Consider the following 16,630-nt stretch of genomic DNA (forward strand, 5'->3'; position numbering starts at 1 on the left):
GTTACTTAGCCGAAGGGAGATATTTCGGATAATTCGCAACCTATCGCTCCGGGCCTTTTTTCTTGATATGGTGCGAGCAACTGTCCGTAATGTCACCAGACCTCGAAGAACTCTTCATGATCCCCGTGATAATCGTCATCGGTATCGCACTAATCGCCGGCGTCTGGATCGGTGGACAAGGCGGCGACATCTCCTGGGTCGACGACTTCGTCACAGCGCTCATCGGGCCCGCACTACTCGTCGGTGGCGTCCTCGTTATTGCAGCGGTACTTTTGGACGCCCTCTAAACCGAACCCGAGACGGTCCCCGACGACAGCACTCGGTACGTCCGTCCGCGCTTCTCACCCTCTGCCACCACCAAATTATACGACTCCAACTTCCCGAGATAATCGCTCACCCGGCGCCGGCCCCTAGCGTCCTCCCCACCAATCCGACTGACGTACTCGTCGTAGACCGCGCCCAGTTGGGACTCGCCGAGCTCCTCGAGGGCCTCGAACACGATACGCTCGTGGCGCTGCAACCGCGACCGTGTCTTCCGCCTGATTTGTTCGACCGCCGCCTCGACACCCGCCTCGACATCCGCAACCTCAATCGCACGGTGGTCCTTCTCGTGAGCGTGTTCGGCAGCCGCCCGCAGCCCCTGAATCGCAACGCGGGCGTTCCCCTGGGCGCGGGCGGCGACCTCCTGGAGAGCGCCCGTTCGCGAGTAACTGATCTGGAGGCCGCGGCTCGCGCGTGGGCGGAGAATGTCGACGAGCTCGCGCTCGCTGTAGGGGCCGAACGGGATCGACTCCCGCCAGTCGACAGTACTGGACGTCCGGTCGAGGCGGTCGCGGAACCCCTGCTCGTCGTTGACGATCGCGACGACGGCGATGCCAGTCATCGCATCGAGGTCCCGGAGCAGTCCCGGGTCGTCGAGTTGGTCGGCCTCGTCGAGGACAACCACAACGCCGCTGTCGGGGGTGGCGTCGCGGACGCGGTCCCGGAGGACACTGTGTGGGGTCTGTGGTTGGACGAGGCCGGCTTTCCCGAGTTCCTGGAGGATCGCCGCAAAGGTCTGGTAGGGTTTGTGCGCGGTCCAGGCGTCGACGAGTGCTGTCCGGACGGCGGTGGTCTCCTCGAGGTCGTGGAGGACGTACCGAGCGCTGGCGGTTTTGCCGGCGCCGGGTGGCCCGGAGAGGAGGACGGGCTGGGGCGCGCGCCAGCCGCGGGCGAGGTCGTCGAGGACTTGGGCGAGCGCTTGGAGCTCGCCGTCCCGGGAGTGGAGGTCCTCGGGCACCCAGCCTTCGTCGAAGACGTGATGGCGGGCGAACATACTGGGGAGTGGTCGCTGGGGTGTGATAAGCGCGCGGGGTTATTTCGGAAAACACACCGTGTGTGTTGATGCGTGGGATCTGGTGTTAGCAACGCCCGGGTGCCAGTGTTCGGTTCGCTGTCTGGCGATTTACGCGCGCACGCGGAACGTGGGGCTTTTTATGTCAACGACCGGTCTAGACGCGTAGCGCCCGAAAAAGGCGCAAGTCCACGTTCGTGGGCGATAGACCGAAGATATGCTGGAAGTATCTCACTTGCCGGCACCGACAGCAGGCGTTCTCGTCTCGCTGGGCGCGCTGGCTCTCGGCTACCCCGCCTGGGCTCTGCTATACTGCATCCTGGGACTCGGGATTTATGTCTACCTGCAACGGTAGCTTGCTCGACCACTAATACGAGTCGAGTCCACGCACGGCCCTACCAGGGGCTATTCTTTGCATTAGTGAAAGACCGAAGAGGGATGCTGGAAGTATCCCAGCCCCGCGTCACTCGAGATTCGCTATGTTGAATCCGACTGTGACACGACTTGGGATCGCCTCTTAGCGGCGTACGTTGGCAGGCTGCATGGTCATGGCCACCTCACAAAGGAGGTGGTCGATCTGCCAACGTGAGCTATTCGTTCCTCTGGCCAAATAAGAGTAACGGGGATAACACGACAGTACGGCCCGAGTACTCCCTTAATCCCCGGTCGACAAGAAGTGGTCGCGCCACCACGGCGTCCGCGCCCACCTTTGCGGGCAGTCCGGGTCGTGGGGGAGTTCGTCGACGCCCGGCGAGGGCTCCTCAGTCAGGAGCACGCGAGCACTGCAGTGCGCGCACTCGAGATACTTCGGCTCTCCCAGCTTGTATCCATCCTCACTGATGGGGGTCTCGCTGCGCTGGATTTCGAACTCCGTGCTGGGGTCGAAGACGTCCTTCACGCCCGACCACCCTGGATGTAGTCGCCAAGCTGGTCGTCGACGCGATCCTCCTGGACCCAGCCGGGGATGTCGCGCTGGCCGGTGGCGAATTGGACGCGGCGCTGGTGCTTGCACGTGGTGCCGCGGTAGAAGCTGTCCGCGCACTCGCAGCGCCCCTCCCGGTGGTCGACGAGATAACTGGCGCCCGACGAGGAGACGACGACGTAGAGGTCGGGGGCGTCGCGAGCGCGGCCGATGTCGTCGAGGACGGTCATTGGTTCGGTGAGCGCGTCGGCGTCACGCTTCTCGAGGACGTCACTGGAGGACTGGACGGCCGCCATCAGTGGTCACCCGTGGCGCTCTCGATGACGGTCGTCCCGAACTCGCCATCATCCCGCGACGTGGTTTCGTCGGCACCGTCGTGGGGGCACGCGGTCGAGTGAATGCGTTCGGCGAGCCCGGTCTTGCCACAGCAGGTGCATTCGACGAGGCGTTCTCCGACAGTGTCCTCGGCGGGTGGCTGGGTCGTGATCGGCGCCGACACCAGCGCATCGCTAGCGCGGCGAGCACTCCGGCGCGCGTCCTGGATGCGGGCCGCGACACTGGGGTCGTCGACGTCCTGGAGGGCGAGCCGGAGTTGCTTGCGTGCGCCCTTGAGGCGGCTTGCTGGGCTGCCGGTCTCGTGGTTACTCATCGCTGTCCTCCGTGGTGTCGAGGCGTTCTTCGAGTTCGTCGAGGCGCTCCGCGAGCGTGCAGGTCGGACAGTCCCGCTTCGGGTGGAACACCATGACGGTGCCGCACTGTACGCAGTAGGACAGTCCGTCAGGGAGGTCGGGGTTCGGTTCGGTGGCCGGCCCGTTAAACGGCATTAGTCGCTCACCTCCTCCTCGTCGTCGCGATCGTGCAGCGGCGTCTCGAGCTCCAACCGGCTCCGCGGGAACGCGTAGTCGTCCAGGTGGTCGATGTCCTGGGTGGTGCGCTGGGGGTACCGCACCTCGATGACGCGATCGTCCTGAGGGTAGTCCTCGTTGTAGTCAGCGACCGTCTTGTCGCCGACCGCGTACTCGGCGGCGGTCTTGGGGCTGACCGCGGTGACGAGCAGCGTCGCGTCGTCGTCCTCTTTGTCATGGACGTGGTCGCCGACGTGCAGCTGGGGCTGGCCGTTAGTCATCGGTGGCCTCCACGAGGTCCGCGAGCAGCTCGTCGCCACACGGCTGGCAGAACGACACCGCGAAGTCCTCTCGGTCGTCGTCGTGGTAGGAGACGGAGACGCTCGTGAACGGGTCGCCGCCGTGGCCGGCTTCGTACTCGGTGCCGCAGCGCGTGCATTCGTACGTCGACATTAGGCTTCACCCGTGGTGGTGGCGGTGACGCGGTGGCCTTGGCGTGAGTACTCGTCGGCGGTCGCGGCGTCGCGAGTGCGGAGGTAACTGTACTCGGTTCGACGGTGTAGGCAGTTGCCGCCATCAGTCTTCGACCTCCAGGGCGTCCGCGAACGCTTCACCAGCCGAGTCGAAGAGGAACCGGGTGTCCCAGCCGCGCTTGCCTTCGACGTAGTGCATCCACTCGCTGACGAAGTGGCCGTCCAGGTCCTGAACGAGCTCGCGCTCGCCGTTCTGGATGACGTGGACGGCGTTCGTGCGGGTGTCGTGGATGTGGTGCGCGCCCTCGTTGTCGATGCCGAGGAGGCTGTAGTTGGGGCGTGGGTCGCTGCTCTTATCCTGAGTGCGTGGTTTGGTACTCATGCTGGTTACTCCAGCACGGTCAAGGGCGCTCCAACGCCCGCGACCACCCTTTCTGAGTGGCCGACTCCCGTGCTCTACCTAAGGGTAGGCGTCCCGACCACTTAACCTTTCTGTTGTAAACTACTGTTTGGAACATCTAACCAGAATGGGCGACAGAAACTTTATCCGGCCGGCACGAGTCGTTACTGTTGTAAATGACGGGAAGAAACCCACAAGCAGTGACCCTCACTGCCGACGACCTCAACGATCTGGACGAGGCAGTGCTGGATCTCCTTCACGAGGGACGAGTCACGCCGACACTCGCGCAGAAGCTCCTGGTCGATCGCGGCGAGAAAGACAGCGTCTCTCGCCAATACGTCAACCAGCGACTGAAGCGCCTCGAGGAACACGAACACATCGAAAACCTCCTCGACACCGGCGTGTACGAACTCGACTCCGACCCCCGTGAACAGGCCAGCACACCATGAGTACCCAGCCAACCCTCGACGACGCCAGCAGCGACGGCGGCGACCCCGACGGCGACGAGGACCTCCGGCTCGACGACATCGGCGACCGGCTCCGCAACGCCACCCCGAGCGACCTTCTCGCGTTCGCCGATCACCTCGACGAGCTCGCGCGCCGCCACGAAATCACGCACCGCGCGAACATCGCCACCGACGAAGACAACGACGACGTCGAGGAACGCATCCGACTGTACCCGAGCCAGCTCCGGCTGCACGTCGACAGCCCCAGCCAGGAGACGAAGACGACGCTCGGGAACTTCGCGCACCTCGAAGAGACGAGCCTTGACGGCGACGCCTCCATCTACGAGACCGACCCCCTCGACATCTGGACGAGTCCCTACGAGCACCTCGACGTCCTCCTCGACGACTACGCCACAACCGTCGGCCAGCTCCCTGACTCCGTCGAGCAGCAACTCCGCCGGATCTGGGAGCGCGGCCACGCCTTCACCCTCCGCACGCACCCCGACGGCTACACCGTCCTGGAGGCCAGCAGCGAGGACCTCTTCGAAGACGTCGCGAAGGAGAATCTCGAACACAACACCCACTACACGCAGTACCTCTCGGACACCGAGATGCGCGTCAAATCCGGCGCCGAAGGCGACGTGAAGAACGCGCTCTACGACGCGGGCTACCCGCCCATCGACCACCGCGACCTCGAAACCGGCGACCCCCTCGACGTCTCCCTCGACGACGATCTCGAACTCCGGGACTACCAGTCGGAGTGGGTTGAGCGGTTCCTCGATGCTGGGTCGGGCGTGATCGACGCGCCGCCCGGCGCCGGGAAGACCATCGCCGCGCTCGCCATCCTCGCCAGGCTCGGCCAGCAGACGCTGATTCTCGCCCCATCGCGGGAGCTCGCCCAGCAGTGGCAGGACGAACTCGAAGCACACACCGATCTCGCGTCGGGGTACAGTCCGAAGATCGGGCAGTACCACGGCGGCGAGAAGAACATCCGCCCGGTGACCATCACGACCTACGACATGGCCTCGAAGAGCCGGCACGGACGGAAGCTGTTCGACCGTGAGTGGGGGCTCGTCATCTACGACGAAGCCCACCACACGCCCGCCTCGGTCTGGCGCCGCACCAGCAACCTCCAGGCACGCAGCCGCCTCGGGCTAACTGCGACGCCGGTCCGGTCGGACGGCAAGAGTGAGGAGATCTTCACGCTCATCGGTCGCCCGGTGACGTCGACGTGGGAGGAGCTCTACGAGGACGGCTGGGTGCATCGGCCGAACGTCGAAGTCCGGTTCGTCCCCTGGGCGAGTGCGGGTGACCGCGACACGTACCGGAGTGCCGAGGGGACGCGGAAGATGATGGCGGCGGCGATGAACCCGGCGAAGCTTCGGGAGACCAAACGCCTCCTCGACCAGCACGCCTCGGAGAAAGTCCTCATCTACGCTGGGTGGACCGACCAGGGCAAGCACTACAGCGACGAGCTCGGGCTGCCGTTCGTCCACGGCGAGACCAGCCACGCCGACCGCGAAGAGTACTACGCGGCGCTCCGCGACGGCGACCTCGATGGTCTCATCGTCTCGCGTGTCGCCGACGAGGGCATCGACTTGCCGGACGTCGACGTCGTGGTGATGGCGTCGATGCTCGGCGGGAGTCGTCGGCAGGGCGCGCAGCGTGTCGGGCGTGTGATGCGGCCGCTCGGCGGCGCCGACGCCTACCTACTGGCGACGCGTGGCTCCAGTGAGGAGGAGTACGCGCGCGGGCAGATGGACTACCTCCGTGAGCGTGGGACGACCGTGACGGAGGTGGAGGTCGACGGTGGCGAGTAGGCTTCACAGGGCACGTGACTTCTGCTATTCTCCGGTACCCAGCTCGGAGCGCCTTTAGCTGAGTACGATGGTTGCGAATGCGAGCGCTTCCTGAATTAGCTCGAAACCGTCAACGCCGCCCTCGATGGCGTCGACAACTTCACTCGGGGGGATGTCCCGGCCGGTCCCCCAAAGGTAGAGGGTATACCCCATTATGCCGACGAGACACGTCCCGGTGATGAACTTGATGGCGTCTATGATTTGGGTTAATCTTGACATCGGACATAGACAGGGACGCGACCACTATAGTTCTTATCCGCCAAATGATATTATAAAGGGTGAATGGGCCACACCCTCCGGGGTGAGGCCCCGGGTCGCGTACGCGCGTGCGAATGCTGACAGACAACCGGCAATTACTGATAAAACATCGATAATCCGGGGAAAGAATTAAGTTTGAAGTATAGTTCCGCATCGGCGCCGATGTGCTATCTTCTTCGCGTCCTAACCCTACTCGGGAATCGGCAGTCCCGATGCCTGCCTCCGCGAGTGTGGGGCGACTGTGACGGAGGCGGAGGTTGGCGATACTGAGTGGTGTGTGAGAAGTCTTGCCACTGTCAAAAGCCACACCATCAATCCGCTCACAGTATGCTCTCGTGTTGCCGGGACTTGCCATCGGCTGACACACCCGCCACTGAGGCTTCGAGGACCCCTGTCCGGCAACACCCCGCCATCTCGCTCTATAGTACCAGGCTACTCGGATACTGGTGTGTACATTGAAACACTTGTAGTGGTCCGAAAACATACAATACCCCAGTAACCACTCTCGAATGTGTCGCCGGCCCGGCGGTAGAAGTGAGACCGCTGCCGCCATATTGCCTGTCATCCACCCCACTTCGGCGACACACCCCCTTTTAGACACCCAGCAAAGCCAGCGTCCACTACGAAGGAAGTACCCGAGACAATTAGCCAGGGGCGGAATACGCGACCTCCCCATTCACCAGAATCCGGATCCGGAAGTTCCCCTGATTAATCTGGGTTTGCTGCTCATCAGTCGCATCCGCAACCCCCTCACCCTCAACCAAGTCAGCGATCGTCCACGTCAACTGCCGTGACTCCCCCGGCTGCAGCGTCACTCGCTGCTTTGACGTCCACTTATCATACGATTGCCCGTCGACCATGAATTGTGCCGTGACCGTCGTCTCAACAAGCTTGCTGCCAGTATGATTGACAGTCGCATACACAGATAGCGTGTCGCCCCCATTATATCCGACCTGTGTCGCCGGCACGGTGATGTCTGCTGGGTCGCCACTTGAGAGATTGATGGCACTCCCGGGTGTCACGGCAGCCGCCCCAGCGACACTCCCCGCGATGAGGATGGCAACACCGACAACCGCAAGCGCGGGCCGCAGGGGGACGGCCATCGTTCGCCCGCCGTCATCGCTGGTGGTGTCTTGGCGGCCGCCGAGGTACGCGCCGCCGACGCCGACCAGCCCGGTTGGGATGGCGACGCCGATGATTGGGATGAGGTACTGCATCCAGTTGATACTCGACTGTGCTGCCGTCCCGCTACTGGTGCTTGCCGCGCCACCAGTACTTCCGGCAGCACTCCCAGCAGCTCCACCGCCGCCGCTGGTGGCGATGCTGAGTGCGAGCGAGAGCACGATGATGACAACGAGCATCATAACGGCGTATCCGCCGATTGTACCGATAGCGCTCGAGAGGTAAGCGGTGGGAGAGCGGTCGAGGCGCGCGCCGATTTGGAGGCCGCCGAAGACGGCGACGAGTGGTCCGAGGAGGAAAGCGACGGTGAGGATTATGAAGAAAATGATGCCGGAGAAGAGGCTGGAGCCGTCGCCGAGTTGTGTGAGAGCGACGGCCCCGGTCGCACCAATACCGAAGCCGACGAGTGCGAAGACGCCGATGAGTGCGGTGATCGGGGCGACCGGAAGGTCGAGTGTTGTGTCTTTGAGGCGTGATGCCATGCAGGTATCTAATCAGGCGCTCGAAAAAGTGTTACCCTGATACCATAATGGCTGTTGCTATCCTGCCCGCCTTGACGACAGGCTCCGTTCCATCCGACTAACTACCCGCAAGCCGGCTCACTCCGTGATGCTGCGGGACATGCTTGTGTGTCGGCTTGCTGGTCGGAAAAAGGAACGCGCTACTGAAGTTCGCGGCCAACACAGCCACGGTGAACGCTACGGGAGTGATTCGCAGGCTTCGCCATCGCCATTACCATCCAACCCGTGCGGATCGCCCGGCGTACTATGCAGGACCGCGTTCGCCTGCGCCTGCGTCGCGAAATCACTGCAATCATAATCGCCATCCGCCGGCGGTGGCGGCACGTCACTCCGCTCAGTCGTCTCGCGACTCGAGGACTCCTCATCGTAGTCCCAGAGCCCGATATCTCCAACGCGTGCGGTCTGCTCCGCCAGCGCGAACCCATCGCGTTTCGAGAACTCGCTATCATAGAAGCGTGCGTACCCACCCTCGAGCAGTCGCTTGTTGAAGTTCTCGCCACCAGCGTAGACGTACACGAGGAGTCGGCCGAAGCTTCCGCGGCGGTCCGCTTGCTCGTCAACCTCGATGCGGATCTCTTCGTCGGCCAGCTGCTCGGTTGCATACTCGCTGGCTTTTCCACCCCACTCGTAGAGATGAATCCGGCCACGATCTGTGTCGGGGATGCCCTCGAACTCGTCGGGCGTCACGGACCCGTAGGCTGTCTCTGGTGTATCCACACCCAGGAGTCGGAGCGTGTCCGTCTCTCCATTCGGGAACCGCACTTCGAGCGTATCCCCATCAACGACGCGCGTGACGGTGACCGTCCACACCGTCCCCTCGCTGGGTCCGCGGGGCTCCGAAGTAGTTGACTCGGGTGTCGTCGCTACGGTCGTGGACGCCTGCGTTGTCGGTGGTGCCGTCGACGTCGTCGGTGCCGCTGTGGAGGTTTCGCCTGGAGTGGGTTGCGTGGTGTCCGGTGTGCCGGCGCAGCCCGCGAGCAGGATGAGGACCACGACGAACCCTGTCGTTCGTCGCCGGGTCACGTGACGATCACTCTGTCTGCGGAATGTCTTTGAGTGCGCCCGCTGTCGGCGTTGAGCGTCATGAGCGGGCGTTTGTTGGTCGTCCAGAAAAAGGCCGGTGTGGGAGAATAGTTAACTGGTTGACCACACACCACCTGGGTATGCCAAGCCGACGTCGTCTCCTCGCACTCACCGGCACAACCCTCACAGCTGCACTCGCCGGCTGCTCCTCATCAGGTACCGACGACACCTCCACGACGAGCCCGCCAACCCAGACCCAAGCTCCAACCCAGACCCAGACCGAGACGGAGACGCAGACGTCGGCGGAGACGACGCAATCTCCGGAGGCCGCCGACGCGATTACGGACGCGATCGAGCAGCTCTACCAGGCCAGCAGCTCGCTCAACGACGAACGCGAAGATGCCTGGACAACCGACTGGGACAACGACACGTCCTTCGACACGAACCAGGTTGCGACCTCGCTCCGGCGTGCGAACGACGACCTCGACACCGCCAGCAACTCCGCGACCAGCGGGCAGCAGACCACCATCGACCACCTGCGGACGTACCACGACGCACTCACAGAAGCGAATGCCGTCTACGAAGCCCTGGGGTCACTCTACACGCGTATGTCGACTGCGGACGCGTACATCGACTCCGAATCATATGACCGCGCCGTCGAAACCTTCTCAGCGATCCGGTCTGGCGCGCACGCCGACGCCCAGACCGCAATCGAAGCGGCGCAATCCAAACTCGACACCTACCCCAACAGCGACGTCAACGCAGACGTCGGCTACTCGCTCGCCGCCCAAACGCTCGAGACGCTTGCGAGCACCATCACCGGGCTCGGCCATGTTGTGGATGGGCGGCAGCGAATCCTCGAGGGACGCGAGCAGTATAATGACGGACTCGACGACTACCGGGAGGGCCGGGGTGGGGCGTTCGACGCTCGGAACTACTTCATCGAAGCACGCAACACCTTCCAGTCCGCGAAAGACGCGTTCCAGGCGGGCGAAGAGGACGAGAATGCGCTTCCGGATATGGTGCCGTATTTCGTGCGGAAACAGTGTCGTGCGACCGCGCGGCAGGATGCTGCCAACGCGATGTATGAAGCGTGCGGCGCAGCGATCGCGCGCAATCCGGGGGAGGCCGACGCGTACGAGACGGAGGCGCGCCGCGCACTCGCCCGGGACTGCTAACCCCTCTGGGGTTAGGTGCGTTGGCTGACGGCTTCGATGCGATCCCGCACATCCGCGAACACCTCACTGAAGTCATCGACAGCCAACCGCAACGACAACCCCCCACCAGACGTGGGCGTGATCTCCCGCACCTCCAACCCCCCATCGCCGACGTCGACGACTCCAGGATCAATCAATTGGAGGACACCCCAGTCCTCGGGCGTCCGCGACACAGTGACGTCCGCCTCCCACAACGGCTCCTGCACGCGGCGCTTAATCCGCCGCGCCGCAATCTCACACCCCCGATCCGTCACCAACCCCTGGATCGTCCGCTCCCGCAACGTGGGCACATCGACATCACTGGGGTTGGTGAGCCACGCACTCCCCTGTGGCTTATACTGATAGGAGACCACGACCGTCGCATCACTGGGGATGTTCCCACTGGAGAGGAACTCGATTGTCCCCGGATTGTACTGGATCTGGTAGTCCACATGCCGCTGGTAGGTCTCGTCACTGGACTCGATGCTAACTGACTCACTCCCGGAGACCAGATTCGCCTCATTGAGGTCGAACTCCGTGTCATAGATACTCCCCGCGTAGGACTGCGATGCCTCGAGGGCGCTGCCTTCCACGCGAATCTGGTCCACCCGAGCGCGCGTCGACTTCGAAATATCGTAGTCGACGACATTCTCGAGCTCCCGGACCCCGCGGCCACCCGGCGTACTCCATTCGACCTCCAGTTTGCCCTGGTCGGTGTTCCACACGAGCTGGAACAAGCTATCCGCGTACTCGGCGTACGACTGGAGTTCCCCAAGGAGGGGGTCGTCGTGGACTTCGTCGATCGCGAGCGGGATATCGTCGAGGTCCGCGTACACTTGGATGCTGGTGAGTTCGTGGCCGGTGTTCCCCGATGTGGGTGGCGCCGTTCCCGTATCCGAGGTGGTCGCGCCAAGCGTCACGCGTGCGGTGACGGTCGCTCCCAGCGAATTGAAACTCCCATCCAGACTACTACTGTCGGTGGCTGTGAGCGGCCAACTACTGCCCTGGTCGTTCGACAACCCGAGTCCTTGGGGTGGCGCCGGCGAGGCCTCGCTCGCGATGCGCGCCCCCGTCACGGACACTGGCGGCGTCGCCGTCACCAGCTCGAACTCATACGCTTGCGGGTAGAGTCGCGGACTCTCGATCGGCCCATCTCCACTGGGCTCACCCCACGTCCCCGGAGCGTACATCGTGTCGTAGACACCGAGACCGTCAATCCGGTACGCGAAGTCTGGAGACCCATACAACTCCAGCGAGTACGTTGAGCCGGCTTCGAGCATGCCGACGCCCGGGCTGGTGTTGTGCGTCCAATCACCGCTGGGTGCGGGCGCATCATCAACCACGGTCGTACTCCCATCCGGATGCACGAACTGGAGGGTGCCGGGCGTCCCAGAGCCAGTGATGTCGCCGTGGTAGGCAACACCCACTCGATCCGCGGGGACGTCATGCTCGGGGACGAAGGTGATGTCGACGAAGTACCCCGCGCCAGCAACCTTGGCAGCGCGCCCCGCAATCCACTGCGTGTTGGTAGTGCCCTCGCCGACAACCGTGTAGTTGCCGTCGAACGCGATCGTGTTCTTCGGGTTAAAATTCGGGAGGTTGCTCGCGGATTCTTGGATGTACCCCAGCCACGTCGTCCGATGGAGCTCGGGGTAGCCGTTGCGGACGCTGAGCGGCTCCGTGTCCGCGTAGTACTGGCTGGGGATGAGATTCTGCCACGACGTCAACTGGCTGGACTGCTGCAATTGGTCCGGCGTCGTCTCCGAACTATAATCGTCGACGTCAACGACGTAGTCGGTGGTCTCCTGGAGGAGCGTGCGGACGGCATCATCAACGGGGGTTTGGTCGAACTGATGGGTGGCTTTCCGCTGGAGCTGGTGGCCACCACTGGCGACGAGGGTAGTGCGGTCGCCCGTGTGGCCCGCATCATCGAGTTGCGTGATGGGCTGGCGGATGCCATCCCGGTACGCGCGAATTGGGGCGTCCTCGAACCCCCGTGCTGTCCACTTGTCGTCACGGGGAACCTCAAGCGTGAGCTTTGGGGTGTTGTTGAGGCGTTGCTGGGGCGTCGCCTCAAGCACGCGCGGCGTGTGCGTCGCCCCCGAGGCGTGGTCGATCTCCACGTGCCAGTCCGACGACGAGACACTCGCGCGTGGGGCATCCTCGAGGCCCGGCGTCTCGACCGCTGCCGTCCAGCTGGACACCGCGCTCGTGTGCTCCGTATAGGCCTCCACTCTCCATCTGTACTTGGCGCCCGGACTCGCGGTGTCGTCCGTGATCGTCATCGCGCCCTCGCCAGCGTGCGGCCCGCGCTCGGCGACCACGCGGCGGTCCGCCCACACCCCATCGATCTGTTCCTCGCGTTCGAGGCGGAACCCCGTCTCGTTGTCGGCGTTGTCTTGGACGTCAACGGGGATGCTCGTCGCCGAGACCGCGCCGACAGTGGGATTCGCCGCACCCGGGAACTGCGTCGTAATACTGACGGGCTGCGTCCACTCCCCGGTCTTGTGCTCGGTCTCTGTCCTGATTCGGGCCTCGTACTCTTCGCCATCCTCGAGGCCGGTGAAGATCGTCTCGACGGTACCCGAGGTGTCGCCGTCCGCTGAAATGACTTTCTCGGCGAACCCGACCACGCTGGAGCCCCACGAGTCTTGTCCCGTCTCCCTGATTTGGATGCGGTAGTCACCGTTGTTGAGAACATCGGGAGTGCTGACGGCGACCTCGTCCTCGACACCGTTCCCGAGCGATGGTTGCTGGGCATCCGGGAGACTCGTCGTGTACGCAACTGTCATCCTATTGGTCCTCCGTCTGGGCGTGCTCGGTCACAGCGACCACTCTCACGTCGTATTGCTCGCCGTGCAGCAGGCTCGCTATCGTGTACGTCTCCGTACTGCGGTCGAGACCAGAAACCACGTCCTGCCAGCCCGAGTCGTCGTGGCGAGCCTGTATCTTCACCGTGCCGTTGTTGTGGTTGTTCGTCCAGGAGTGGTCCGCGCCTACCGCGGTGACGGTCGAGTATTGGTGGTTCGTCGGTGCTGGCAGCACCGTGACCGCCGCCTCCTGCGTGTCCGCGGTTGCGTGGTTGGTAGCCCGGCGGACCGTGTAGTGATAGCGCTCACCGTCTGGGAGCCCAGTGTCGGTGTACGTGGTGGTCGAGAGGTCTGACCACGAGCCGACGAGCGTCCCGAGCGAGCCGTCGGTCGAGCGGTATAGTTCCCAGTCCCCGGCGGGGTTATCATCGGTCTGAGTCCACGAGACGGTAATCTCCCGTTGGGTGGACGTGTCGAAGCTGATGGACGGCGCGGGTAGGACAGTCGTCCCTGTGGCTGCCCCGCTCGTGGTCGTGGCGTGGGCTGTTCGCCGCCGAACGCGGTAGTAATACTGCTCGCCATCCTCCAGTCCGGTGTCCGTGTACGCCGTGGTCGTCGCACTCGTGGTCCCGGCGTTCGTCCACGTCGCGTTGTCCTGCGAGCGCTGTATCAGGTGGTCGCCGTCTCCAGAATTATCGCTGCGAGTCCACGACACCGCGATTTCGTCATCGGTGGACGTGTCGAGCGTCGGCGTTGACGGGCCGGGAAGGTCAGTGATTGCGTCTGCCTCGCCCGACGGGTCAGACTCGCTGTTGGCGTAGGCTGTGACGCGGTAGTAATATCGTTCGCCGTCCTCCAATCCGGTGTCCGTGTATGATGTGGTGCTCGCGGAAATATCGGCAATCTGCGTATAGTCCGACAGGGTGCTCCCCGAGGACTCGGAACGGTATATCCGGTATCCAGTGGCGTTGGCGCTTGCATCCCAAGACAGCGTGGTCTCCCGATACCCCCCGGAGACGGTCAGGTTCGTCGGTGCAGCGGCTGTGAGGACCGACTGAACATTATCATATACACCCTCTGTGTTCCGGCCAGTCGCCCCGGCATAAGCCGCAAACACAATCCCCGACACGGCATCATAACTGTCGTGGGTGAACCGTAATTCGGCGGCTGGCTCGTCAAACACCACGTTGCCGGAGTAATCCTCTACCTTTATTCCGAGGGTATTGTTTTGATAATCGAAGTTGTAGTACGTGAGGATGTAGTCTTTTGAGGGGTCGAGCGTAGCTCCGAAATTCGTTGAGCCATCTCCGTATATGGATGCGAGTTTCCCATTTGCTGGGGATTCGCCATCGGCTCGTACAAGAAGATCAATTCGTATGTAGTCTTCCGAGTGGACGTTGTGTAATGCGAAGTCGGTCTGTAAACTCTCGATGTTCGAGGTCGGGCTGTCGAACTCGTACTGGATTTCACTAAAGTCGTTATCTCCGCTCTGGAGTAGCCCGACGTAGTTTCCCGCGCGGCTCGAATCCAACTCGATTGTCGGCTCTGCCGTCCACGACCCGGGTAGATTGCTCGTGGTCCAGCCACTGTCCACTGATCCGGACTCGAAATCATCAATAACTGGCATCAGTACCGCACCTCCTCACGAGCAATCAATCCGAGACTCCCATGCGAGCGCACGACCTCGGGAGCCGCGATACTATCGAGGTAGTCCTGGAGACCCTGCGGCGTCGCCGCCTCAACAGAGTCGGGCACCAACAACTGGACGCGGTCGCGGCCACGCCACGCGACCAGGTTGAGCGCAAACACGCCCTCCGATGGATGGCTGAACTCGAGCTGCGCCTCAACGCGAAGCGGGCTGACAGTCGTGATATCGACGTCGCGGAGACTCCAGTCGCTGGTGGGGAGGCCAGCCGAGGTCCACGAGTCGGTGGTGGGGTCGTAGGTTTCTGCGGTGAGGCCCTGGGTTTCGTTGAGGTGGAGGCGGAGGCGGCCCGTATCCACAACCGGCACCCCACTGTACTCGTGGCTGGTCGCGAACACCCACTGCCAGGAGTTCACCCCCTCGCTGTCGATCTTCTCTCGGTCGTGGTCGTCCCAGAGGATGACGTCACACTGCCCGCCGGCGTCGTAGGAGACGTCGTAGACGAGCTCGTACGGTGCCGAGAAATCAACAGCACGTGCGTCGACGAGATCGACGTCGGCTTGACTCCCCTCGCACTGGACAGTCTCGATGACAGAGACGGGTTCACGCGCTTGGGTTTCGCGCTTGTACCACGTCCGCTTCCCTGCGGCCGTGGGGATCGCGACGAGCGCCGACGTCTCGTTCCCGTAGTCGTTCCGATGCACCTGCTGGGGGTCGACACGCAGACTCCGCCGGTGGCTCTGCCGCGTCCCCTCACGGGTGAGGCGGCCGTCGAAGTCCTGCACAGAGTCCCGTCGCGGGTCGCTGCGGCCGACGTCCATGTTCGACAGCGCGTAGTACCCCGTCTCTCGCAGCTGGCCATCCTGGGAGTAGTATGGGACCGTGTCGAAATCGTTGTCGGGGCCGAACAGTTCCTCGAGTTCTTCGGCCATCAGTTCGGCGTACTTGCCGCGGTACTGGCCGACGAGCGTGTATTCGCCGGGGTCGCCGCCGAGGTCCTCGACGCTGCTGCCACTCTGCAGGCCGGCGAGCTTCGAGAGCTGGCGGCGCTGCTGGCTACTGGTTCGCGTCTGTGCTTGCTCGGGGATGGCTTGCCGGTAGAGGTACGTATCACTCATCGCTTTTAGGTGGTGAGGCGGTTTGCTGCGTCCTGGATATCGCGGAGATTCGCCGCCGAGACGAGTGTCATCGACCCCGAGATGTGTTGGCCGTCCTCAGCAACATCCCGGATTGTCGGCTCCTCGAACACGATCTCCTTCGGCTCGTAGATTCCCTGGTCGTAGTGCTGGCCGTACTCCAACAGCGCAGGGTTCTCCGAGTCGATCGTCGTCTGCTCCCACCAGTACAGGAGACACTCAAGCTTGCTGAGCGCCGACGCACCGGTCGCTGACGTCTTCGTGTGGACGGTGGGGTCTTGGGAGTCGCCCCACTGGAGCGGATCACCTGCTTGGTCACTGGACCCCTCCCACTGCCGGAATTCCATGCTCCAGGTGAGGGAGCCGCCGCCGGCGTCGAGGTAGACACCTTTACGTTTGGAGTCTTCACCGTCGTTGGCGAGCTGACCGAGGACGGCATTGACCGTGCTGCCGCGGCCGCCGACGACGTACCCCGTTCTGAGCGACGGGGCGACGGTCGTGTGGTACGTCTCGAAGATACCGGTGCCGAGCTCACCATCGATGGTGAGTCGGAGTGTCTTCAGTGGGTCTGGCATGAGTTG

The 16,630-nt window shown here is 63.2% G+C and carries 19 protein-coding genes; 4 read left to right on the forward strand and 15 right to left on the reverse strand.

From position 1 onward, the window contains the following. Positions 1-89: 89 nt before the first annotated feature. Positions 90-287, forward strand: a complete 198-nt coding sequence (locus LPA46_RS13725) for a hypothetical protein (protein ID WP_230892960.1) — start codon at positions 90-92, stop codon at positions 285-287. Here the strand turns inward: LPA46_RS13725 and LPA46_RS13730 are convergent. From LPA46_RS13730 to LPA46_RS13765, 8 genes are all read right to left on the reverse strand, one after another. Further along, positions 284-1,315, reverse strand: a complete 1,032-nt coding sequence (locus LPA46_RS13730) for a Cdc6/Cdc18 family protein (RefSeq protein WP_230892961.1) — start codon at positions 1,313-1,315, stop codon at positions 284-286. The two genes, LPA46_RS13725 and LPA46_RS13730, sit on opposite strands and share 4 nt — an antisense overlap. A 673-nt stretch (positions 1,316-1,988) precedes the next feature. Further along, positions 1,989-2,231 carry a hypothetical protein gene (locus LPA46_RS13735; protein WP_230892962.1) on the reverse strand — a complete coding sequence of 81 codons (243 nt, stop codon included), beginning with the start codon at positions 2,229-2,231 and terminating at the stop codon, positions 1,989-1,991. Beyond that, positions 2,228-2,551 (reverse strand): hypothetical protein, encoded by a 324-nt coding sequence (locus LPA46_RS13740; RefSeq protein WP_230892963.1) that lies wholly within the window; start codon positions 2,549-2,551, stop codon positions 2,228-2,230. The genes LPA46_RS13735 and LPA46_RS13740 overlap by 4 nt, the downstream gene beginning before the upstream one ends. Continuing rightward, entirely contained in the window at positions 2,551-2,904 is a 354-nt protein-coding gene (locus LPA46_RS13745; protein WP_230892964.1) for a hypothetical protein, read from the reverse strand. Before LPA46_RS13745 ends, LPA46_RS13740 begins: the two co-directional genes overlap by 1 nt. Beyond that, positions 2,897-3,079 (reverse strand): hypothetical protein, encoded by a 183-nt coding sequence (locus LPA46_RS13750; RefSeq protein WP_230892965.1) that lies wholly within the window; start codon positions 3,077-3,079, stop codon positions 2,897-2,899. Before LPA46_RS13750 ends, LPA46_RS13745 begins: the two co-directional genes overlap by 8 nt. Further along, the gene (locus tag LPA46_RS13755; protein ID WP_230892966.1) at positions 3,079-3,381 is read right to left on the reverse strand and encodes a hypothetical protein; all 303 of its coding nucleotides are present in this window, start codon (positions 3,379-3,381) and stop codon (positions 3,079-3,081) included. Before LPA46_RS13755 ends, LPA46_RS13750 begins: the two co-directional genes overlap by 1 nt. After that, positions 3,374-3,553: a hypothetical protein gene (locus tag LPA46_RS13760; RefSeq protein WP_230892967.1), complete on the reverse strand. Its 180-nt coding sequence runs from the start codon at positions 3,551-3,553 to the stop codon at positions 3,374-3,376. The genes LPA46_RS13755 and LPA46_RS13760 overlap by 8 nt, the downstream gene beginning before the upstream one ends. 123 nt (positions 3,554-3,676) lie before the next feature. Then, a complete protein-coding gene (locus tag LPA46_RS13765) occupies positions 3,677-3,955 on the reverse strand; it encodes a hypothetical protein (RefSeq protein WP_230892968.1) in 279 nt (92 codons plus the stop codon). A 194-nt stretch (positions 3,956-4,149) separates the two neighbouring features. Here LPA46_RS13765 and LPA46_RS13770 point away from each other — a divergent pair, with 194 nt between their 5' ends. Both LPA46_RS13770 and LPA46_RS13775 read left to right on the forward strand, forming a co-directional pair. Continuing rightward, the gene (locus tag LPA46_RS13770) at positions 4,150-4,422 is read left to right on the forward strand and encodes a hypothetical protein (RefSeq protein WP_230892969.1); all 273 of its coding nucleotides are present in this window, start codon (positions 4,150-4,152) and stop codon (positions 4,420-4,422) included. Continuing rightward, positions 4,419-6,239, forward strand: coding sequence for a DEAD/DEAH box helicase (locus LPA46_RS13775; protein ID WP_230892970.1), 1,821 nt, complete (start codon positions 4,419-4,421; stop codon positions 6,237-6,239). Before LPA46_RS13770 ends, LPA46_RS13775 begins: the two co-directional genes overlap by 4 nt. A gap of 54 nt (positions 6,240-6,293) precedes the next feature. Here the strand turns inward: LPA46_RS13775 and LPA46_RS13780 are convergent, their stop codons facing one another. From LPA46_RS13780 to LPA46_RS19015, 3 genes are all read right to left on the reverse strand, one after another. Next, the gene (locus LPA46_RS13780) at positions 6,294-6,497 is read right to left on the reverse strand and encodes a hypothetical protein (protein ID WP_230892971.1); all 204 of its coding nucleotides are present in this window, start codon (positions 6,495-6,497) and stop codon (positions 6,294-6,296) included. A 683-nt stretch (positions 6,498-7,180) separates the two neighbouring features. Then, complete coding sequence (locus tag LPA46_RS13785; protein WP_230892972.1) at positions 7,181-8,200, reverse strand: hypothetical protein; 1,020 nt, start codon at positions 8,198-8,200, stop codon at positions 7,181-7,183. Between the two features lie 216 nt (positions 8,201-8,416). Continuing rightward, positions 8,417-9,262 carry a thermonuclease family protein gene (locus tag LPA46_RS19015; RefSeq protein WP_230892973.1) on the reverse strand — a complete coding sequence of 282 codons (846 nt, stop codon included), beginning with the start codon at positions 9,260-9,262 and terminating at the stop codon, positions 8,417-8,419. Between the two features lie 140 nt (positions 9,263-9,402). Here LPA46_RS19015 and LPA46_RS13795 point away from each other — a divergent pair, with 140 nt between their 5' ends. Next, positions 9,403-10,440 carry a hypothetical protein gene (locus tag LPA46_RS13795; RefSeq protein WP_230892974.1) on the forward strand — a complete coding sequence of 346 codons (1,038 nt, stop codon included), beginning with the start codon at positions 9,403-9,405 and terminating at the stop codon, positions 10,438-10,440. An 11-nt stretch (positions 10,441-10,451) separates the two neighbouring features. On the opposite strand, the gene LPA46_RS13800 is transcribed toward LPA46_RS13795, so the two are convergent. From LPA46_RS13800 to LPA46_RS13815, 4 genes are all read right to left on the reverse strand, one after another. Next, positions 10,452-13,250: a fibronectin type III domain-containing protein gene (locus tag LPA46_RS13800; RefSeq protein WP_230892975.1), complete on the reverse strand. Its 2,799-nt coding sequence runs from the start codon at positions 13,248-13,250 to the stop codon at positions 10,452-10,454. 1 nt (position 13,251) lies between these two features. After that, entirely contained in the window at positions 13,252-14,451 is a 1,200-nt protein-coding gene (locus tag LPA46_RS13805; protein WP_230892976.1) for a fibronectin type III domain-containing protein, read from the reverse strand. Between the two features lie 443 nt (positions 14,452-14,894). After that, on the reverse strand, positions 14,895-16,031 hold the full coding sequence (locus LPA46_RS13810; protein WP_230892977.1) for a hypothetical protein: 1,137 nt from the start codon (positions 16,029-16,031) through the stop codon (positions 14,895-14,897). Positions 16,032-16,036: 5 nt separating this feature from the next. Continuing rightward, positions 16,037-16,624: a hypothetical protein gene (locus tag LPA46_RS13815; protein WP_230892978.1), complete on the reverse strand. Its 588-nt coding sequence runs from the start codon at positions 16,622-16,624 to the stop codon at positions 16,037-16,039. Positions 16,625-16,630 lie beyond the last annotated feature (6 nt).

This window comes from Halobacterium sp. KA-6 (assembly GCF_021029015.1).
GTDB lineage: Archaea > Halobacteriota > Halobacteria > Halobacteriales > Halobacteriaceae > Halobacterium.